This is a genomic window from Arthrobacter sp. 754 (genome assembly GCF_040548695.1).
GTDB lineage: Bacteria > Actinomycetota > Actinomycetes > Actinomycetales > Micrococcaceae > Arthrobacter.
Genome location: NZ_JBEPSC010000003.1, coordinates 230,466 through 248,101, shown reverse-complemented (window position 1 = coordinate 248,101; position 17,636 = coordinate 230,466). Strand labels below are relative to the sequence as shown.

Annotated in this window: 16 protein-coding genes; 15 read left to right on the top strand and 1 reads right to left on the bottom strand. The window is 62.3% G+C overall.

Annotated features, from left to right (window positions below; genetic code table 11):
- The first annotated feature begins 49 nt into the window (after window positions 1-49).
- The 4 genes from ABIA70_RS10580 (at window position 50) to ABIA70_RS10565 (ending at window position 3,753) form a co-directional block, all read left to right on the top strand.
- On the top strand, window positions 50-514 hold the full coding sequence (locus ABIA70_RS10580; RefSeq protein ID WP_354147548.1) for a flavin reductase family protein: 465 nt from the start codon (window positions 50-52) through the stop codon (window positions 512-514).
- 3 nt (window positions 515-517) lie between these two features.
- Window positions 518-1,846, top strand: coding sequence for an NtaA/DmoA family FMN-dependent monooxygenase (locus ABIA70_RS10575; protein ID WP_354147547.1), 1,329 nt, complete (start codon window positions 518-520; stop codon window positions 1,844-1,846).
- An 83-nt stretch (window positions 1,847-1,929) separates the two neighbouring features.
- Window positions 1,930-3,252: an NtaA/DmoA family FMN-dependent monooxygenase gene (locus tag ABIA70_RS10570; protein ID WP_354147546.1), complete on the top strand. Its 1,323-nt coding sequence runs from the start codon at window positions 1,930-1,932 to the stop codon at window positions 3,250-3,252.
- A gap of 342 nt (window positions 3,253-3,594) precedes the next feature.
- Window positions 3,595-3,753, top strand: coding sequence for a hypothetical protein (locus ABIA70_RS10565; protein ID WP_157238407.1), 159 nt, complete (start codon window positions 3,595-3,597; stop codon window positions 3,751-3,753).
- A gap of 288 nt (window positions 3,754-4,041) precedes the next feature.
- On the opposite strand, the gene ABIA70_RS10560 is transcribed toward ABIA70_RS10565, so the two are convergent.
- Window positions 4,042-4,743 (bottom strand): GntR family transcriptional regulator, encoded by a 702-nt coding sequence (locus ABIA70_RS10560; protein WP_354147545.1) that lies wholly within the window; start codon window positions 4,741-4,743, stop codon window positions 4,042-4,044.
- Window positions 4,744-4,963: 220 nt separating this feature from the next.
- Between ABIA70_RS10560 and ABIA70_RS10555 the strand changes: the two genes are divergently transcribed.
- From ABIA70_RS10555 to ABIA70_RS10505, 11 genes are all read left to right on the top strand, one after another.
- Complete coding sequence (locus ABIA70_RS10555) at window positions 4,964-6,130, top strand: mandelate racemase/muconate lactonizing enzyme family protein (RefSeq protein ID WP_311263401.1); 1,167 nt, start codon at window positions 4,964-4,966, stop codon at window positions 6,128-6,130.
- A 93-nt stretch (window positions 6,131-6,223) separates the two neighbouring features.
- Window positions 6,224-7,606, top strand: a complete 1,383-nt coding sequence (locus ABIA70_RS10550; RefSeq protein WP_354147544.1) for a cation:dicarboxylate symporter family transporter — start codon at window positions 6,224-6,226, stop codon at window positions 7,604-7,606.
- Between the two features lie 116 nt (window positions 7,607-7,722).
- Window positions 7,723-8,670 carry a phosphoglycerate dehydrogenase gene (locus tag ABIA70_RS10545; protein ID WP_354147543.1) on the top strand — a complete coding sequence of 316 codons (948 nt, stop codon included), beginning with the start codon at window positions 7,723-7,725 and terminating at the stop codon, window positions 8,668-8,670.
- Window positions 8,671-8,705: 35 nt separating this feature from the next.
- The gene (locus tag ABIA70_RS10540; protein WP_157238411.1) at window positions 8,706-9,785 is read left to right on the top strand and encodes a tartrate dehydrogenase; all 1,080 of its coding nucleotides are present in this window, start codon (window positions 8,706-8,708) and stop codon (window positions 9,783-9,785) included.
- The gene (locus ABIA70_RS10535; protein ID WP_231754781.1) at window positions 9,782-10,093 is read left to right on the top strand and encodes a hypothetical protein; all 312 of its coding nucleotides are present in this window, start codon (window positions 9,782-9,784) and stop codon (window positions 10,091-10,093) included. The genes ABIA70_RS10540 and ABIA70_RS10535 overlap by 4 nt, the downstream gene beginning before the upstream one ends.
- Before the next feature lie 16 nt (window positions 10,094-10,109).
- Window positions 10,110-11,021 carry an HpcH/HpaI aldolase/citrate lyase family protein gene (locus tag ABIA70_RS10530; RefSeq protein ID WP_231754782.1) on the top strand — a complete coding sequence of 304 codons (912 nt, stop codon included), beginning with the start codon at window positions 10,110-10,112 and terminating at the stop codon, window positions 11,019-11,021.
- A 114-nt stretch (window positions 11,022-11,135) separates the two neighbouring features.
- Window positions 11,136-11,957 carry a fumarylacetoacetate hydrolase family protein gene (locus ABIA70_RS10525; protein WP_157238412.1) on the top strand — a complete coding sequence of 274 codons (822 nt, stop codon included), beginning with the start codon at window positions 11,136-11,138 and terminating at the stop codon, window positions 11,955-11,957.
- A 621-nt stretch (window positions 11,958-12,578) separates the two neighbouring features.
- Window positions 12,579-12,986 (top strand): hypothetical protein, encoded by a 408-nt coding sequence (locus ABIA70_RS10520; RefSeq protein ID WP_354147542.1) that lies wholly within the window; start codon window positions 12,579-12,581, stop codon window positions 12,984-12,986.
- Window positions 12,944-16,546, top strand: a complete 3,603-nt coding sequence (gene mobF / locus ABIA70_RS10515; protein WP_354147541.1) for a MobF family relaxase — start codon at window positions 12,944-12,946, stop codon at window positions 16,544-16,546. Before ABIA70_RS10520 ends, mobF begins: the two co-directional genes overlap by 43 nt.
- Before the next feature lie 22 nt (window positions 16,547-16,568).
- Window positions 16,569-17,099, top strand: a complete 531-nt coding sequence (locus ABIA70_RS10510) for a hypothetical protein (RefSeq protein ID WP_354147540.1) — start codon at window positions 16,569-16,571, stop codon at window positions 17,097-17,099.
- Between the two features lie 65 nt (window positions 17,100-17,164).
- Window positions 17,165-17,449, top strand: a complete 285-nt coding sequence (locus ABIA70_RS10505; protein ID WP_354147539.1) for a hypothetical protein — start codon at window positions 17,165-17,167, stop codon at window positions 17,447-17,449.
- Window positions 17,450-17,636: the final 187 nt, after the last annotated feature.

Below are 17,636 nucleotides of genomic sequence, written 5' to 3'. Positions count from 1 at the left end.
TCATCCGATAGGGAAGATATCGACATTGCAAACCTCGTCAGCCGCTACCATGCGTCACGCCTTCGCCGCCTACCCCACCGGAATGGCACTTATAGCCGCCGAGGTCAACAGCCAGAACGAGGCGATGCTCGCGAACTCCTTCACCAGCCTTTCTCTGGACCCGCCACTCGTCTCCATGGCCTTTACCCATACCTCGACCACCTGGCCCCGGCTTCGCCAAGCGAAAGAGTTGGGTATCACGATTCTGGGAGAGTCTCACCTCGCCCTCGTGTCTCAGCTTCGCCTGTCCGGCCCCGCCCGGCTCGACGGCATCACTCTAGATCACGCCACCGCCCAGGCACGCACCCTGCCGCAGGCGGCAGCCACCTTCGTCGTTCGGCCCCACCAACACGTGCCGGCTGGTGACCACGAGCTCGTTCTCTTCGAAGTCATAGACCACCAGCGCTACGACGACATGAGCCCCTTGACCTTTTACAACCGTCAGGTCGCTACGATCCAGTGCGAGAGAGAGTAGACGATGTCCCGTAAGAAGATGCATCTGGCCGCAGCAAGTGCCACTCCCTACGGCGCCAGCCCTTACGCGTGGTTGGAACCCGGGGTCGATCCCCACGACTACGACAACATCCACGTCCTGGTGCGCGCCGCTCAGGCCGCCGAACGTGGCATGTTCGATTTCCTTTTCCTCGGCGACTTCCTCGCGCAGACCCAGCGCAGTGAGGCGCACGCGCCGAACCAGACCCTCGAGCCGACCATCGTGGCTACCGCCATCGCCCTGGCTACCGAGCGGATCGGTCTCGTCACCACTGTCAGCGCCACCTTCCAGGAGCCCTACAACATCGCCCGCGTGCTCAAGTCCCTCGACGTCGTTTCCGGCGGGCGCATGGGCTGGAACGCCGTGACCACCTCGTCACCTCAGGCCGCCGCGAATTTCGGGCGCGCGATCGAGGACCGTGACACTCGCTATGCCCGCGCAGACGAGGTCGTTCAGATCGTCCAGGCGCTCTGGGGGAGCTGGGAAGAGGATGCCTGGATCGGCGACCAGCAGTCCCGGAGGATCACCGACCTGTCCAAAATCTCGCCCGTGAACCTCAGAGGAACTTACGTCTCCTCCCGCGGCCCACTGGAGATCCCGCCCTCCATGCAGGGCCAGCCGGTCATGGCCCACGCCGGCGCCAGCCCGCACAGCCTCGCCTTCGCCGGCCGCTACGCCGACGTCCTTATCAGTGAGGTCTTCACCATAGAGGAGGCCCGGCATCAGCGCTCAGCAGTGCGCCACGCCGCCGAATCTGCCGGTCGCAGCCCTGATGATGTCAAGTTCTTCGTCGGAGTGATGCCCACCATCGCGTCGACCCACGCGGAGGCTCTTGCTCGACGCGGAAAGCTGATCGAACCCGACATCGAGCAGCAGGTGCGCCATCTCGGCCAGCTCCTCGGCTTGCCGTTGGGGACAATCGACCTCGACGCCCCACTGCGCGCGGATCAGTTGGCCGTCGCGCGGGCCAACCCCGGTGACCCGCGATCGCCCAGAGCGCTTGAGGTCGCCAAGGAAGGCTGGACCGTGCGTCAAGTACTCCACCACGCCGTCATCGACTACCACACTTCCCCTATCGGTCCCCCCGAAGTGATCGCCGATCACCTGCAGGAATGGTTCGAAGCTGATGCCGCGGACGGCTTCTGGGTCATCCCCGGTGTTATTCCCGAGGGAATGGAGTCCTTCGTCGACGGAGTCATTCCGATCCTGCAGCAGCGCGGCCTGTTCCGCACCGAGTACGAAGGCGAGACCCTCCGCGAGAATCTCGGCATCGACCACCAGTACGGACTGCACCGTCGAACGCGGACTCCCTAACAACGGGTCCTCTTACACAGCCCACACTTAGAGCGCACTCGACAGCAACGACAGCTCAGATTTACACACGGAGAGAAAACATCATGACCAGACAGATGCTCATCGGCCTGCACTTGGGTAACGGGTACGGCAACCTGCCTGGCGCCTGGCGCGCCCCAGGAGTCGATCCCACAAGCTTTACGAGCTTCGACGCGAAAGTTCGGCACGCCCAGGCCGCCGAGCGCGGAAAACTCCAATTCCTGTTCCTCCCCGACGGCCCCACCCACGTCGGCGACATCGCGAACGAGCCACCCAACTTCAACCTCGACGTCATGGTCACCTTGGCAGCGGTCGCCCGCGAAACCAGCCATATCGGCCTCGTCGCCACCGGCTCCACCACCTTCAACGAACCATTCAACCTCGCCCGACAGTTCAAAGCACTCGACGTCCTGAGTCACGGACGGACGGGATGGAACGCCGTCACGTCCAGCGGCGAAGACGTCGCCGCCAACTACGGCCAACATATTCCGTCCAGCCCGGAACGCTACGGAAGAGCACACGAGACCGTCCAACTCGTGCAGGCTCTCTGGGGCAGCTGGGGCCAGACCGCCTGGGTACACGACAAGGCCACGGGCCGTTTCGCCGACCCGGAGCAGGTCGCCCCGATCAACCTTGGTGGCGAACACGTCGCCTCCCGCGGGCCCCTGTACATTCCTCCGTCGGAACAGGGGCAACCCGTCATCTTCCACGCCGGAGGCAGTCCAAACGCCCACGAGTTCGCCGGACGCTGGGCAAACGCCGTCATCGGCGCGGCCTTCACGATCGACGATGCGCGTGCACAGCGCACCGCGTTCCGTGAAGCAGCCGAACGCGCCGGACGGAACCCGGACGAGATCAAGTTCTTCGCCGGCCTGATGACCACGATCACCCCCGCTAAGCGAGAAGGCCTCGATCGCCGCATCACATTGAGCGGACGAACGTTCCCTCAACGCGCGGCGTATCTCGGGAGAATGCTCGGCCTGTACCTTGATCCCGCACACCTAGATGAACCACTCTCCGCTGCGCAGTTGTCCGAAGCTCGACCATCACCGGCCGACCCCCGCTCGATCCACGCACTGAAGATCGCGCGTGAAGGCTGGACCGTCCGCGACATACTCGCGCACGGCGTCATCGACTACCACCCCGTCATCGTCGGTCCTGCAGCCGAAGCCGCCAACCACATGCAGGAATGGTTCGAATCCGACGCCGTCGACGGCTTCTGGGTATCCCCGGACATTTATGACAGCGGAGTCGATGCCTTCGTCGACAGCGTGGTGCCGATCCTCCAAGACCGAGGTCTGTTCCATCGGGACTATGACGGCGCCACCCTGCGCGATCATTTGAACATCCCAGCCCAATATGGCGTCGACCCGCGAGTGACACGGTGATGCGGATCACCGCCGACTTCACGATCGACGATTCGTGGTGCGCCTCTTGCCTAACGGGAGTGACTGGCCAAGTTATTGGCGGTCTCGCCCCGGAGTTTCCATCCAGTTGAGGCACCCCTAAGCTGACACACGGTCCCCTGCCGGGTCCTCTGAACAACCGGAATTGATCTACATTTGAACTCGAAGTCGAGTCCGCCCACCTACAGCCGGGGGCAATTCTCATTAGTTTTTCACCGCTACTGTTGCCAGAGAGCTACTCCAACGGCTCCCAACTTCCAGCCGTGGACAACCTGAATTGACCCCAGCCGTGGACGGATCAGAGTCGCCACAAGTTCCGGCCGCGTGATCGAAGATGTTCGCCGCGAAGACGAGGTTTACGCCCGCTGGTCCTACGAATTCAACCTCAGGCACTCCCAGCGCTTTCCGCACTCCCATCGACGCTGGATCACGTTGGGCACGGCATCATTGTTCCCGCTGTTCCTTGAAGAAGCCCATGTATGACGTTCGGGACGCGTTTTCGCCTGGTGGTGGCCATGTCGAAACAAGTCACCGCCAAGCCAACTTATGGCTGCCGGCAGGAAGGTGCCTCAGCGTCAACGATGAGCAGGGCCAACATCGCTCCGCTGGGCTAACGACCGGAATTCAGCGCAGGCGTGCGATCAACCGTTCCACCAGACTCAATGGCACCGTCGATGTAGCCCAGTTCCGTGAGGTTTTACATCTCTGGCTGAATAGTCCGTGCGGTACAAGGGCAGTTAGAAGTAGCCTGTTCCTGAACATCGGCGAATATCAGGCAGTGTTCTCCAGGGTTACACCTTGGACGTTCTCGCGTTCCTCCAGGGCTCCGGTTACTGAGGCTGTGAGGCTGTTGGCGATGTGGGTCCGGGCGAGTTCGGCTGCGCCGGGGCCATCGCCGGAGGCGACAAGTTCAAGGATCTGGTGGTGCTGGTTAAGGTCGATGGTGCGGGGTTCATCACCGGAGGGAAGTTCCAGGCCGAGGCGGCGGTAGCGGTCGGACTTGTCCCACAGGTCGTCGAGGAGCTTGATCATGCTGCTGTTGTGGGAGGCGGCGTAGACGGCCCGGTGGAAATCGCGGTGTGCCGTGATGGCGTCCTCGCCCCAGACCCGGGTGACCGGCAGCAATCTCTCCGCTGCAATCCGCATGGCGACGATGTCAGCTTCGGTCCGGCGGTGTGCCGCCAGCTCGGTCGCTGACGGCTCCAGGGAGAGTCGGACTTCGAGCAGTTCGCGGGCCTCTGCAGCGCTCACGTCAGCCACACGGGAGTCCCGGTGGGTATCCATGATGATCAGGCCCTCGCTTGAGAGTCGACGGATCGCTTCGCGCAGGGGCGTGATGCTCATCTGCATCTTGTCCGCCAGTTCGTACTGGGAGACGCGTGAGCCGGGTGCAAGGCCGCCAGAGAGGATCATTTGGCGTAGTTCGCTGTACGCCAGACTGCCCTTACTGGAAAAGACGTTCGTGGTGCTCATCTGAGGCTCCAAATCTCTCACTAACGGTGGAGCCGCCCTGCTCCCATCCACATCTTATAAGAAATTCCCTCCGAAGACTTGTGCGGCCCGTCACCCGCCGCTAACCTTGATCGCAGTTCTTATAAGATATTTGTTCGACAGGCCGCATAGCCCTCGCACCTCGGATTGGCCTCGATCCGAGTCTTATAAGAAATAAGATTCGCTTAGGAGAGTTTCAAAGATGAAAATCGTTTCCGCCCACGTGGGCACCATCCCCATCAGTTCCTCGATCCGGAACGCGTTCATTGACTTCACCAAGATGGACTGCACGATCATCGCGCTCGTCTCCGATGTGTTCGTCGACGGCAAGCCCCTGGTGGGCTACGGGTTCAACTCCAACGGCCGCTACAACGCTACGGGCATCCTGAAGGACCGCATCCTTCCGCGCATCATGGACGCCCCGTCCGAGGACCTTCTCGATGAGGACGGCCAGCTTTCGCCGGAAAAGGCGTGGGACCTGATGATGTCCAACGAGAAGCCCGGCGGACACGGCGAACGCTCGGTCGCTGTCGGTGTAGCAGACATGGCCCTGCACGACCTGGCTGCGAAGATCGCCGGCGTCCCGCTATACCGGTGGATCTCGGATCACTACGGTGACGGCAACCCGGACAAGGACGTCTTCGTCTACGCCGCCGGCGGTTACTACGCTCCCGGCAAGAGCCTTGAAGACCTGCAGAACGAAATGCGCGGCTTCCTGGCCAAGGGTTACGACGTGGTCAAAATGAAGATTGGCGGCGCCGACCTGGCCGAAGACCTCCGCCGCATCGAAGCCGTGATCGAGGTCCTCGACGGCGACGGGTCCCGCCTGATGGTGGACGTCAACGGCAAGTTCGACCTGGAGACGGCGCTGGAATACGGCAAAGCCATCGACCAGTACGGACTGTTCTGGTACGAGGAAGTCGGCGACCCGCTGGACTACGCACTGAACGCCACCCTCTCCGAGCACTACAAAAACCCGATCGCCACCGGAGAAAACCTCTTTTCCCTCCAGGACGCCCGCAACCTGATCCGTTACGGCGGCATGCGCCCGGACCGCGACTTCATCCAGGTCGACCCGGCCCTCAGCTACGGCCTGACCGAATACCGCCGGATCCAGGACATGCTCGCCCAGCACGGCTGGTCTTCCCGCCGCTGCATCCCGCACGGCGGACATCAGTTCTCCCTGCACATCGCAGCAGCCCTCAAGCTCGGCGGCAATGAATCCTACCCGGGCGAGTTCCAGCCCACGGGCGGCTTCACCGACGACGCTGTCATCGTCAACAGCCGCGTAGCCCCGGGCGACCTGCCGGGCATTGGCCTGGAAGGCAAGGCCGAGTTCTACAAAGTCCTGCGCGAACTGCACAGCTAACCACTCCGGTAGTGCCCCGGTCCCGGCCAGTGATACTGCCCGGGACCGCACCTCTCAAATTTTCTCTGTCTGTCGTGCAAAGGAGCACCCAAGATGTCGTCCCACACCATGCAGAACCCGCAACATTCCGCCCACCCGCCCAAGCAGCGATCCCGGTTCAGCCGGCTGATGCGCGAACTTTGGTTCCAAGTCGTCCTGGGTGCAGTCCTGGGCATCGCCGTCGGTCTGCTCCTGCCCTCCGTCGGTAAACAGCTCACCCCCCTCAGCGACTGGTTCATCGCCTTGGTCAAGATGATCGTCATTCCGGTGGTGTTCTGCGTCGTTTCCCTGGGCATCGCCTCCATGGACAGCCTGCGCAAGGCCGGCCGTATCGGCGTGAAGGCCCTCGGTTACTTCCTCGCCCTCTCGCTGGTGTCGATGCTGATCGGCCTGGTCGTCGCCAACGTCTTCCGCCCCGGCGAAGGCATGAACATTGACCCGTCCCAGCTGGACTCCAGCAAGGTTCCAGCAGCCGCTAACAAGGGCTTCGACGGCCTTGAGTTCGTCAGCAACATCATCCCCGAATCACTGTTCGGCGCACTGACCGGCCATACCATCATCGCCGCCCTGATGGTGTCCATCATCTTCGGCGCCGCAATGAATGTCTCCGGTGAAGCCGGAGCCTTCCTCACCAAGGGTATCCAAGCTCTGTCCACGGTCATCTTCAAGATCGTCAACTGGGTCATGCGCCTCGCCCCCATCGGCACCTTCGGTGCACTGGCCGCCGTCGTCGCCAACTACGGCACCCAGAGTCTGCAGCAACTCGGCTACCTCGTCTTGCTGTTCACCGGAACCTGCATCCTCTACGTCCTGGTAGTTCTGGGCATCATCGCCCGTACCTGCGGTCTGAACATCTTCACGGTAATGCGGTACTTCAAGGCCGAACTGTTGATCGCCTTGAGCACCTGCTCCAGCGAAGCGGTCCTCCCGCAGCTGATCAAGAAGCTCGAAGCCATGGGCGTCGGCAAATCCACCGTCGGCATCGTCATCCCGTCCGGCTTCTCCTTCAACCTCGACGGCTCCGCCGTCTACCTCACCATGGCCTCCGTGTTCCTGGCCCAAGCCGTCGGCATCGACCTCTCCTGGGAACAGCAGCTCGTCATGGTCGGCGTCATGATGCTTACGAGCAAGGGCACCGCGGGAATCGCAGGCGGCGCCTTCATCGTCCTGGCCAGCACCCTGAGCTCCGTCGGCGGCATCCCGCTCGCTGCTCTCGCCCTCATCGTCGGCATCGACCGGCTCCTGAACGAAGGCCGGGTATTCATCAACGTCCTCGGAAACGTCATGGCAGCCGTCGTCGTCGGCAAGTGGGAAAGGGACTACGACCCCGAACAGGCCCGCGAAGCCCTGCACGCCGCAGGCCAGAAGAAGAAGAAGAAGGAAATCGAAGCAAAGACACCGACCGCTGTGGAAGCGGACAAGGTTGACGTCCACTAACACCGCAGCATGCAGGGCCGCCGCACACCGCGGCGGCCCTGCCCCGTGTGAACCGTAAACCCACAGCCGCTGACGGCAGCGCCTCCGCACGAACCAAATTAGGAGCCCACCTGCATATGGCCGCCCGCATCCTGATCACCACCGACTACCTCCACCCGGGAGATACCGTTGACCAGCTCCTGCGCGAACACGGTCTGGAACCCGTCTACGCGCCCTCCCGGGGGCCACGGACACACGAGGAACGCCGCTCGTTGTTCGACGGCATCTCCGGTGCGATCCTTGCCAGCGAACCGGTCACCGCCGACATGCTCACCGGCGCCGCATCCCTGAAAGTCATCGCACGCAGCGGCGTAGGGTATGACTCCATCGACATCCAGGCCGCTGCCGCACAAGGGATACGGGTCTGCAACGCCCCCGGAACAAACCACCACTCCGTCGCCGAACTCACCATCGGACTGATCATCATGACCGCACGCCGCCTCCTGGAGGTCACGACCGCGGTACGCCAAGGACACTGGCCCCGCGAAGCCGGCCATGAACTGCGCGGCTCCACCCTCGGCATCATCGGCTACGGCCCCAGCGGACGCGCCACCGCAAACCTCGGCATCGCCCTCGGCATGACCGCTATGGTCAGCACCATCCACCCCGACCTCGACAGCACTTCGGTCCAGTTCACCGACCTCGACACCGTCATTCGCGAGGCCGACTACCTCTCCCTGCACACCCGCGCAGGACAGTCCGCTGGCAAACTTATCGACGCGTCCCGGCTAAAGGCGATGAAACGCACCGCCGTTCTCATCAACACAGCCCGCGGCTCACTCGTGGACGAAGAAGCCCTGACCACCGCGCTTTACGACGGCACCATCGCCGGCGCCGCTCTGGACGTGCTCGAGAACGAACCCCTGCCCGCGGACAGCCCCCTCCGGCGCTTGGACAACATCCTCATCACCTCCCACCTCGCCGGCCAGACAACCCAGGCCCGGACCCGGGCTGGGCTAGCCGCCGCGCACGCCGTCATCGACGTCCTCGAAAACCGCGAACCGGCACACCCTGTCGACCGCTAACACCAAACACAACTCACCGACGAAGAAGGATCCTGATGTCGAAATCCCACCGCATCGCAGTCATCCCCGGAGACGGAATCGGCACCGAAGTCGTGCCCCAAGGGCTGCGCATCCTAGACGCCGCAGCCTCAGCCTTCGACCTCAACCTCAAATACGAGCACTTCGACTACGCCTCGGCCGACTACTACACCAGGCACGGGAAGATGCTCCCCGACGGATGGTTCGACCAGTTAAACCAGTTCGATTCCATCTTCTTCGGCGCCGTCGGATGGCCCGACGTCGTCCCCGACCACATCTCGCTCTGGGGAAGCCTTCTGCAGTTCCGCCGCCACTTCGACCAGTACGTCAGCCTCCGCCCGGTCAAACTCCTCCCCGGCGTCCCCAGCCCCCTGACCGGCAGGGTCCCGGGCGACGTCGACTTCTACGTCGTACGCGAAAACACCGAAGGCGAATACTCCAGCATCGGCGGCAAAATCTTCGAAGGCACCGACCGCGAAACCGTGGTCCAGGAAACCGTCATGACCCGCACCGGCGTGGACCGGATCCTCAAATACGCCTTCGACCTGGCCCAAAGCCGTCCCAAGAAACACCTGACCTCCGCCACGAAGAGCAACGGCATCTCCATCACCATGCCCTACTGGGACGAACGCGTCCAGGAAATGGCCAACGACTTCAGTGACGTCAACGTGGACAAGTACCACATCGACATCCTGGCCGCCAACTTCGTCATGCACCCCGACTGGTTCGACGTCGTCGTCGCCAGCAACCTCTTCGGCGACATCCTCTCCGACCTCGGACCCGCCTGCACCGGAACCATCGGCATCGCCCCCAGCGGCAACATCAACCCCGAACGCAAATTCCCCAGCCTCTTCGAGCCCGTCCACGGCTCCGCCCCGGACATCGCCGGCAAAGGCATCGCCAACCCCATCGGACAAATCTGGTGCGCCGCCATGATGCTGGACCACCTCGGAGAACCCGCAGCCGCGGCCGCCATCACCACCGCCATGGAAACCGTGCTGGCCCGTGGATCACATGCCCTGACTCCGGACATGGGTGGTATCGCCACCACTGAAGAACTGGGCAAAGCCGTGGCATCAGCCCTGACCGCACCATGACACCATCAACCAGCCCCAGCGAGCAGCAGGGACCTGCCTTCCGAGAGCGGATGATGCTCCGCCAATACATCCATTGGAACCGGCTAATCGGAGCCACCGTTCAGATCCGTTACAACGGCAGGATCATCCGCACCGGAACCATCGATGATGCCATGCCAGACTCCACAGCACTCTGGATCGCAGGCGACGCCGCACAACCACGCACTATGTACGAAGCCGCACGCGGGATCGAGGTGTGGGTCGACCCGGAAGAAGCCGAAGACGGGCTCTGCTACCGCATGACATCCACCGCACCATCACATAACTGACCTAGCAGGGAGACCTATGACGCAGCCGATTTACATGCCCCAAAGCACCGGACACACCTCCTCCACAGCACTGACTGATGCGTTCCGAAACTTCACCCCCGAACGCAATATCCCCGCAGAGATCGCCCGCTCCTGGCTCCTGGTCAATGCCATGAAGCCCGAGCTCTTCGACCAGTCGGCCGAGTCCCGCGCCGACTCGATCATCCTGGATATTGAAGATGCCGTGGACCCCTCCCAGAAGGACCAGGCCCGGAACCACGTGATTGACTGGCTCACCGCAGGCGGCAAGGCCTGGGTCCGGATCAACGACGCCACGAGCCCGTACTGGGCAGACGATCTCGCCGGCCTCCGCGGCACCCCCGGCCTCCTTGGCGTCATGCTGGCCAAGACCGAATCCGCCGACCAGGTGACCGAAAGCTTCCACCGCATGGACGGCAAGACTCCCGTCATCCCTTTGGTGGAATCCGCCATCGGCATCGAGGAAGCCAACCAGATCGCCAAGGCACAGGGCGCCTTCCGCCTGGCCTTCGGCTCCGGTGACTTCCGCCGCGACACCGGCATGGCCGCCACTGCAGAGGCGATGGCCTACCCGCGCGCCAAGCTCGTGGTAGCCAGCCGCGTCGGCAACCTGCCGGGCCCCATCGACGGCCCCACCGTTGGCACCAACCACCCCATCCTGCGCGAGCAGACCGGCATCACGGTGATGATGGGCATGACCGGAAAACTCTGCCTGGCCATCGACCAGACCCCCGTCATCAACGAGGTCATCAGCCCCACGCCGTCCGACGTCGCCTGGGCCACCGACTTCATGGCCGACTTCGAAGCCAACGGCCGCGTCATCCGCGACGGCTCCGACCTGCCCCGCCTGGGCCGCGCCGAAAAGATCATGAAGCTCGCGGTAGCCCTCGCCGTGCAGCCGGCAGGCTAGCGCCTGCGCCGAACCAACCGAAGGCGGCACGGATGCCGATGATGAACAACCTTCACCTCCCGCACGTTGCGCGCATTTGCCCAAAACAGTTAGCCCAGATCAGGAAGAGAAAAAATGGCCTACGCAAACTACCGATACAAGGGTCAGCACTACCTCGGCGAAGTCCACGGCGAATACCTCATCCCGCTCGCCGGGCTCGCCGACGTTGGACCGGAAACATCCGCTGATCTCCTTGCCAGTGCCGCCCGTCTGACCGAAGCCCGGGTTAGCGTCTCGGAAGTCACACTGCGCGCTGCGTCACCACGGGCCGGGAAGATCCTGTGCGTGGGCCTGAACTATAAAGACCATGCCGACGAGGTCAGCACGGCCGCCTTTCCCGTCCTCTTCCCTAAATACGCATCCACTCTCATCGGACCAGCGGACGACATCGTCCTGCCCCCGGAATCCACCCAGGTCGACTTTGAGGGCGAACTCGCCGTCATCATTGGCAAGACAGGCCGCCGCATCAACGAACAGGACGCCATGGACCACGTCCTTGGCTATTGCGTCTCCAACGACGTGACCATGCGCGACTTCCAGAACAAGTCCCACCAATGGTTGCAGGGCAAGATCTGGGACAACACCACCCCGATCGGCCCATACATCGTCACCCCTGCAGAAGCCAACATTAGTAGGGCAGGCATCAGCACAACCCTGAACGGGGAAGTCGTACAAAAATCCGACCTTTCCTACCTGATCTTCAGCATTCCCACACTCATCGCCACCATCTCCGAATTCACCACCTTGGAGCCTGGAGACATCATCCTCACCGGCACACCATCCGGAGTCGGATACCGCAGAGCCCCCCAACTTTTCCTAAAAGACGGCGACACCATCACCGTGACAGTCGAAGGAGTAGGGAGCATCTCCAACAGGGTCCGGGCAGAATTTGTCTGATCGGACCGTTATCCAGAAGACACCAACGCGCGGCCAAATGACGCGGTAGTCAGTTGAAGTACACCCCAAACTGACGTCAGGAAACGCTGAAAGACCGTCAGAATAGGGTGCGAAAGCCATTTCTGCACATGCCCAGTGAAGAGTCTTAGATTCAAATCTGACTGCCGTCCCTGTTTGCTGAGCTTGTGTCGGCGGGTGCCGGACAATTGTGCAACAGCGTGTTGCGCAATTGTCCAGATCGCGTCTGGACAATTAAGAATCCAAGCTGCGCGGCCTCCGCCTGTCCGAGCCTTGCCTGTCCTCGAATCTGCGGCAGCAGTACCACGAGCTGTGTGGGGCTATTCAGCGGTCCGCCTCATCCTCCACACGCCCAGCGTCGATACCGATGCCACAGTTGTTGCAGACCCCCACCTGCCCATCACAGGTCAACTGCTCACACCTCTGGCATCCAAGGTCATAAGCGTGAGGACAGCTCACGTCCGGTCATGTCGAAACCCGGCCCCGGACTGATGAACCATCGTGACCGTCAAGATTTGCGAAGAGTGCACGGGCAGCTTCAAGTCTTCCCGCAAAAGTCAGCGCTTCTGTTCCACGCGCTGCGGCAACAGGAAGCGGGACAGGATGCGTCGAACTGCCCGCCGTCCTGCCGTGCCGGTAGCGGCTGACTCCGGAGCCATAGTTATCAAGGACGAGCTGAAGGCATTGCAGCGCAAGCTGGAAACGAGCACGAAGATCTGCCAGCGCCGTGTCGAGATTCTCCAGTCCAAGCTCCGCTCCCAGTCCTGTGAGATTGATCGGCTCGAGGCGGAGAACTCCGAGCAGCGTCAAAGCAACAATGTCCTCCAGCTCGAAGTAGCCCGGCTGAAGCGCGCGCAGCGGACCAACGTGCAGGACCTCGCGCATCTCGCAGCCTGGCTGGTCTCGGTCGCGAACGCAAAAGGTGTCGCCCTAGACACCGCAACGCTGGACATCCTCAACCGACGCGGATGGCATCCATCCAAGCGCCAGGCAAGAGCGGCGCGGCCATGACGATGTCCATCGCGCGCCTCTCGGCACAATCAGGTCTGCGCTACCTGTTCAAGACCACGATGACGGATGACCTCACCGCCGCTCCCCCGGACGCCACCACCTACTACATGAAGGCCGGGACGCCTGAAGGCCGTTGGATCGGCAGCGGACTGCCAGGCATCAACAGAGCGGCCAGCGACGTCGTCACGGAAACAGATGCGAAAGCAGTCTTCGACTTAGCCGTACATCCGGACACCAACGCACCACTGGGCCGCCCCCACAGCCAACCCACCGCCGTCGAAAACAAAACCGGCCCACCAGTGGTGAGGCACGCCGTCGTTGGTTTCGACCTGACCTTCAGCGTGCCGAAGTCAGTGTCAGTCCTCTGGGCACTCAGCCCTCGCAGCACGCAAGAGCTGATCCTCCGCGTGCACCACGAAGCAGTGGAAGCAACCCTTGCACGGTTGGAAGAGCAAGTCATCCACACTCGCGCCGGACGAAACGGCGTCGCCCACGTCGGCACACAGGGAGCCATCGCCGCCGCCTTCGACCATTGGGAATCCCGCACCGGCGACCCTCAACTCCACACCCACCTGGTCATCGCCAACCGCATTCAACGCATCACCGACGGCGCCTGGGCGACCCTCGACTCCCGCACCCTGTACAAAGCCGCCGTCGCCGCCAGCGAACACTACAACGGACTCCTATTCGACGCTCTCCACTGCCGCCTTGGCAGCGACACGGACATCCGCATCCCCGTCATCAACACGGGCAATCCCAGCCAGCAGCTCACCGGGATCGATGAGGACCTCATCCGCGAGTTCTCCAACCGGTCCCGGCTGATCAACGTGGAAACAGACCGCCTCGTCGCGGAGTGGACAGAGGAACACGGCCATCCGCCAACCACAGCGACGGTCATCAAGCTGCGGCAGCAAGCGACCCTGGCCACACGCGTTCCCAAGTCCGAGCTCCCCACTCCCCTGCACGAGCTATCCAGTGAATGGAAGGCACGCGCCTCCGCCAAAGGATTCACACCGGACGACGTCATCGCGGCAACGATCAACCGCTCCAGAATTGCCCCATTTGCCTTCACTGATTTGACCCCTGACTGGATCACCGCGGTCGCCACCCTGACCCGTGAGCGGGTCGCTCACAAACGCTCAACCTGGAACCGCTGGAATCTATTGGCGGAAGCCGAACGCGTCTGTGCCCAGGTGCGTTGCCGCACGGCGGCGGACAGGAGCACGCTCATGGACGCCATCGCCACCGCAGCCGAGCAGCAATCCGTGCCTCTGAATGATTACCGGTACACCGTCCCGGCCCACGCCGAGGCAGACGTCCAGCATGGGCCACGAAGCGTCTTCGACTTTCACGGGTCACGCCTCTACACCGATACGTCCACGCTCGCCTGCGAGGACGCGGTCATGGAAGCAAGGGACGACGACGGCGGCCCGGCACTCCGCGCCGACGTCATCATGGATCTCCTTGACCAAGTCCAACAGCCAGAGAGCCGAGTGCTTCACTCTGATCAGCGAGCCGCCGTTGCCGACGTCGTCCTGAGCGGCAACCGCCTCGATGCCATCGTGGGGCCAGCGGGCACGGGAAAGACGACAACATTGAGTGCAGTGAAGGCAGCATGGGAAGCCGAGTACGGCGCCGGCAGCGTTGTAGGACTCGCCCCGGCAGCTGCCAGCGCCGAAGTGCTGGGCCGAGAATTAGCGATGGCTACGGAGAACGTCGCGAAATGGCTGCACGAGTCGGCCGGCCAGGGGGCTAATTCAAGGGCCTGGCGCTTCTTCGATGTGCAGTCGCAACTGACCACGGCCCCTGCCGGCGAGCGCCGGGGCATCAAGTTAGCGCAGGAGGCTGCGTGGCTCGCTGCCACCCAGCAACGATGGTGCTTCCATAGGAATCAGCTGGTCATCATCGATGAGGCTTCGATGGTCTCGACTTTCCAGCTCGCTGCGCTCGTACAGCAAGCTCAGGACGCCGGCGCCAAGATCCTCCTTGTGGGAGACCCGGGACAGCTGGACGCCATCGACGCCGGCGGTGTACTTGGCTGGTTGGACCGGCAGGGTAAGGCAACACGGCTGAGCACGATCTGGAGATTCCATGAGGAGTGGGAGCGTACAGCATCGCTGAAGCTTCGGAAGGGTGACTACTCAGCCGTAGCCGACTACGCGCACCATGGAAGGATCCGGCACGGCACCTACCTGAATATGGCTGACCAGGCCTACCTCGCCTGGCAGGCAGATGCCCGAGCAGGCAAGTCATCCATCCTCATTGCCGCCGACAATGAAACGGTCGGCATGCTCAATGAACGGGCGCAGGCGGACCGCGTGGCCCAGGGTGAAGTGGACCCCGATCAGACGGTGCTCCTCAGCGATGGCCTACGTGCCGGTTCCGGTGACGCCATCATCACCCGCGGAAATAACCGAAAGCTCGTCGACAGCGACGGTAGCTTCGTGAGGAATGGCACGCTGTTCGACGTCGAACAGGTCAACTGTCGCGACAGCTGGCTGCTGGCGCGGCGGCGGGACACAGGCGCGAGTGTCCTACTCCCCGGAGCGTATCTGGAGTCATCCGTCGAGCTGGGCTATGCAACAACAGCCCACCGTTCCCAGGGCATTACCGTGGACACCGGCCACACGGTAGTCACTCAGGGCCGGCTGACCCGCGAGCTGCTGTATGTGAGCATGACGCGTGGCCGTTCCGGCAACTTTGCCTACGTCAGCGAAGGTGACGACGCCGACCACCCTGCTGTCGATCCATCACTGCAGCTCTCATGGCGGGGCATCCTCGCCGAGGTACTCGCTGCGGAAGGCGCTGAGCGTACCGCCCACGAGATGCGTGACGCGGAGCGGAGGAAGGCGGACAGCCTTGAGCGGCTTTACGCGGAGTATGACTATCTCGCGCAGATCGCGGCAGGGCTGGATCTAAAACAGTGGCTGGACGAAAATGCCCCCGGCGCCTCGCAGGAATTCGAACAATCTCCGTCGTGGGGCGCAGCTGTCGCGGCATGGCGGAAAGCCACAGCCGTCAGCCGGCAGGGTACCGAACGCATGCTGAACCAGTTCCGCCAGGAAACTAGCAGTGCCAATGATCGCTGCGCTGTCCTCAGCATGCGCTTACGCCGATTCATGAAGGGAAGGACGACGGCGGTTGAGGAACCTCTGGTTGAAAAGCTCACCATTCCACGCCCTGACTTAGCGGCGATGATTCATCAGGTCAAGGAACGTATCTCCCAAAGGACGGAGACCGTGAGCATGGCAGCGCTGACAGCCGATCCTGAGTGGAAACGTGCTTTGCTCGAAGCCGTCGGAGAAGGCACCAGCGGCGAAACCTGGCAGCTGGTCCGTGACGTTGCCGTCTTTCGCGACAGGTGGGCGCTGCCGGACTCTCCCCTCCCCCTGGGCCCGCCTCCGGCGGATTACGAATGGGAACAATGGGGCCAGCGTGAACGAATCAGTGCAGCAATCAACAATGCTCGTCGCCGTGGCACCGCCCAGCTAGATGACTCACCTGTGGATTCAGCCATTTCTCAGCAAGTCGTCCTTACAAGTGCCGGCTGGCAGCTCTAATCTTGGTAAGGAGGTAATGCGAATGGTCGTCAATCCGGCGGTAAGACCCAAGGTAGCGACAACCGGACTAGTGATAGCCAGCGCGGTTGTCTTCATAGTCTTTGCCCTCTCATTCATAGCCTTGACCGCCACGGAACTTCCTCTCGTCATGAAGGTCATCGTTGGCAGCTTGTTGCTGGCAACTGTTCTAGTGCTGGCGCTGTTATGGGGGAAAAGATCCGCCCGACGGCGGACCTGGCTGGCTAACGCAGCAAACAAATGGCGATCCTTTGACAACGCTAAGCTGGCCAGCGGGACCACGGCAGAGGTGACCCTCCTCAGCGTCGACGCGGTGCAACCCACGGGCGCGTGGGTCACCATCATGTGGAACCGCTTCAACCACGTTCAGCATGCCTGGATAGAAGCATTACCCGAACCACTATGGCCAGGATCCGTCCTGCTCATCGCCCCCGACCCCACTCAAGTAATGCCCAGCACACCATGGCCAGAGGCGTATTTCATTCGAGCCGCCGACTGCTTAGCTTGGGCACCCGCTGAGGGCCGGCACCCCTAAGCGGCAACTACTGTCACGACGCTCGGTCGATTCATACATTCGAACATATGTTCTAAAATAGCTCCATGATCAAGTCCGGCTCCCCCGAAGATGTCGAGCGAATGATGATTCGCATGGACGCCGAAGCAAGCCGGCCGATAGACGACCCCGCACCCATCCGAGATTTCCCGAAGTATGGGCGTCCGCTTGTGTACGTCAGCGGAATTTACGGCAAAGCCGTCGGGTGGACCCACAAGTACGGCCTCATCGAGTGGCTGGATACTTCCGGCAAATACCACATGGGTTGGGCGCATTCCTCGAGCATCAGGCGTGTAAAGCCTGATGAGTGGAAGGGCAGTAGTGCGCTGTAGTTGGCAGCCATCCCGGCGACGCTCAGGTAATCATCGGGTAGCGCCGCGCGTGTCGAAGAAACGCAAGGCTCGCGGTCGTGCCTAGGGTCGTGGGCATGGAAAGAGATCCCTCAGGGGAGCGGAGAGGACAGACGTCGATCAACGATCTTCTCGACAAGCCGGTCGGCGCCCCACCGGTCCAGCTCGC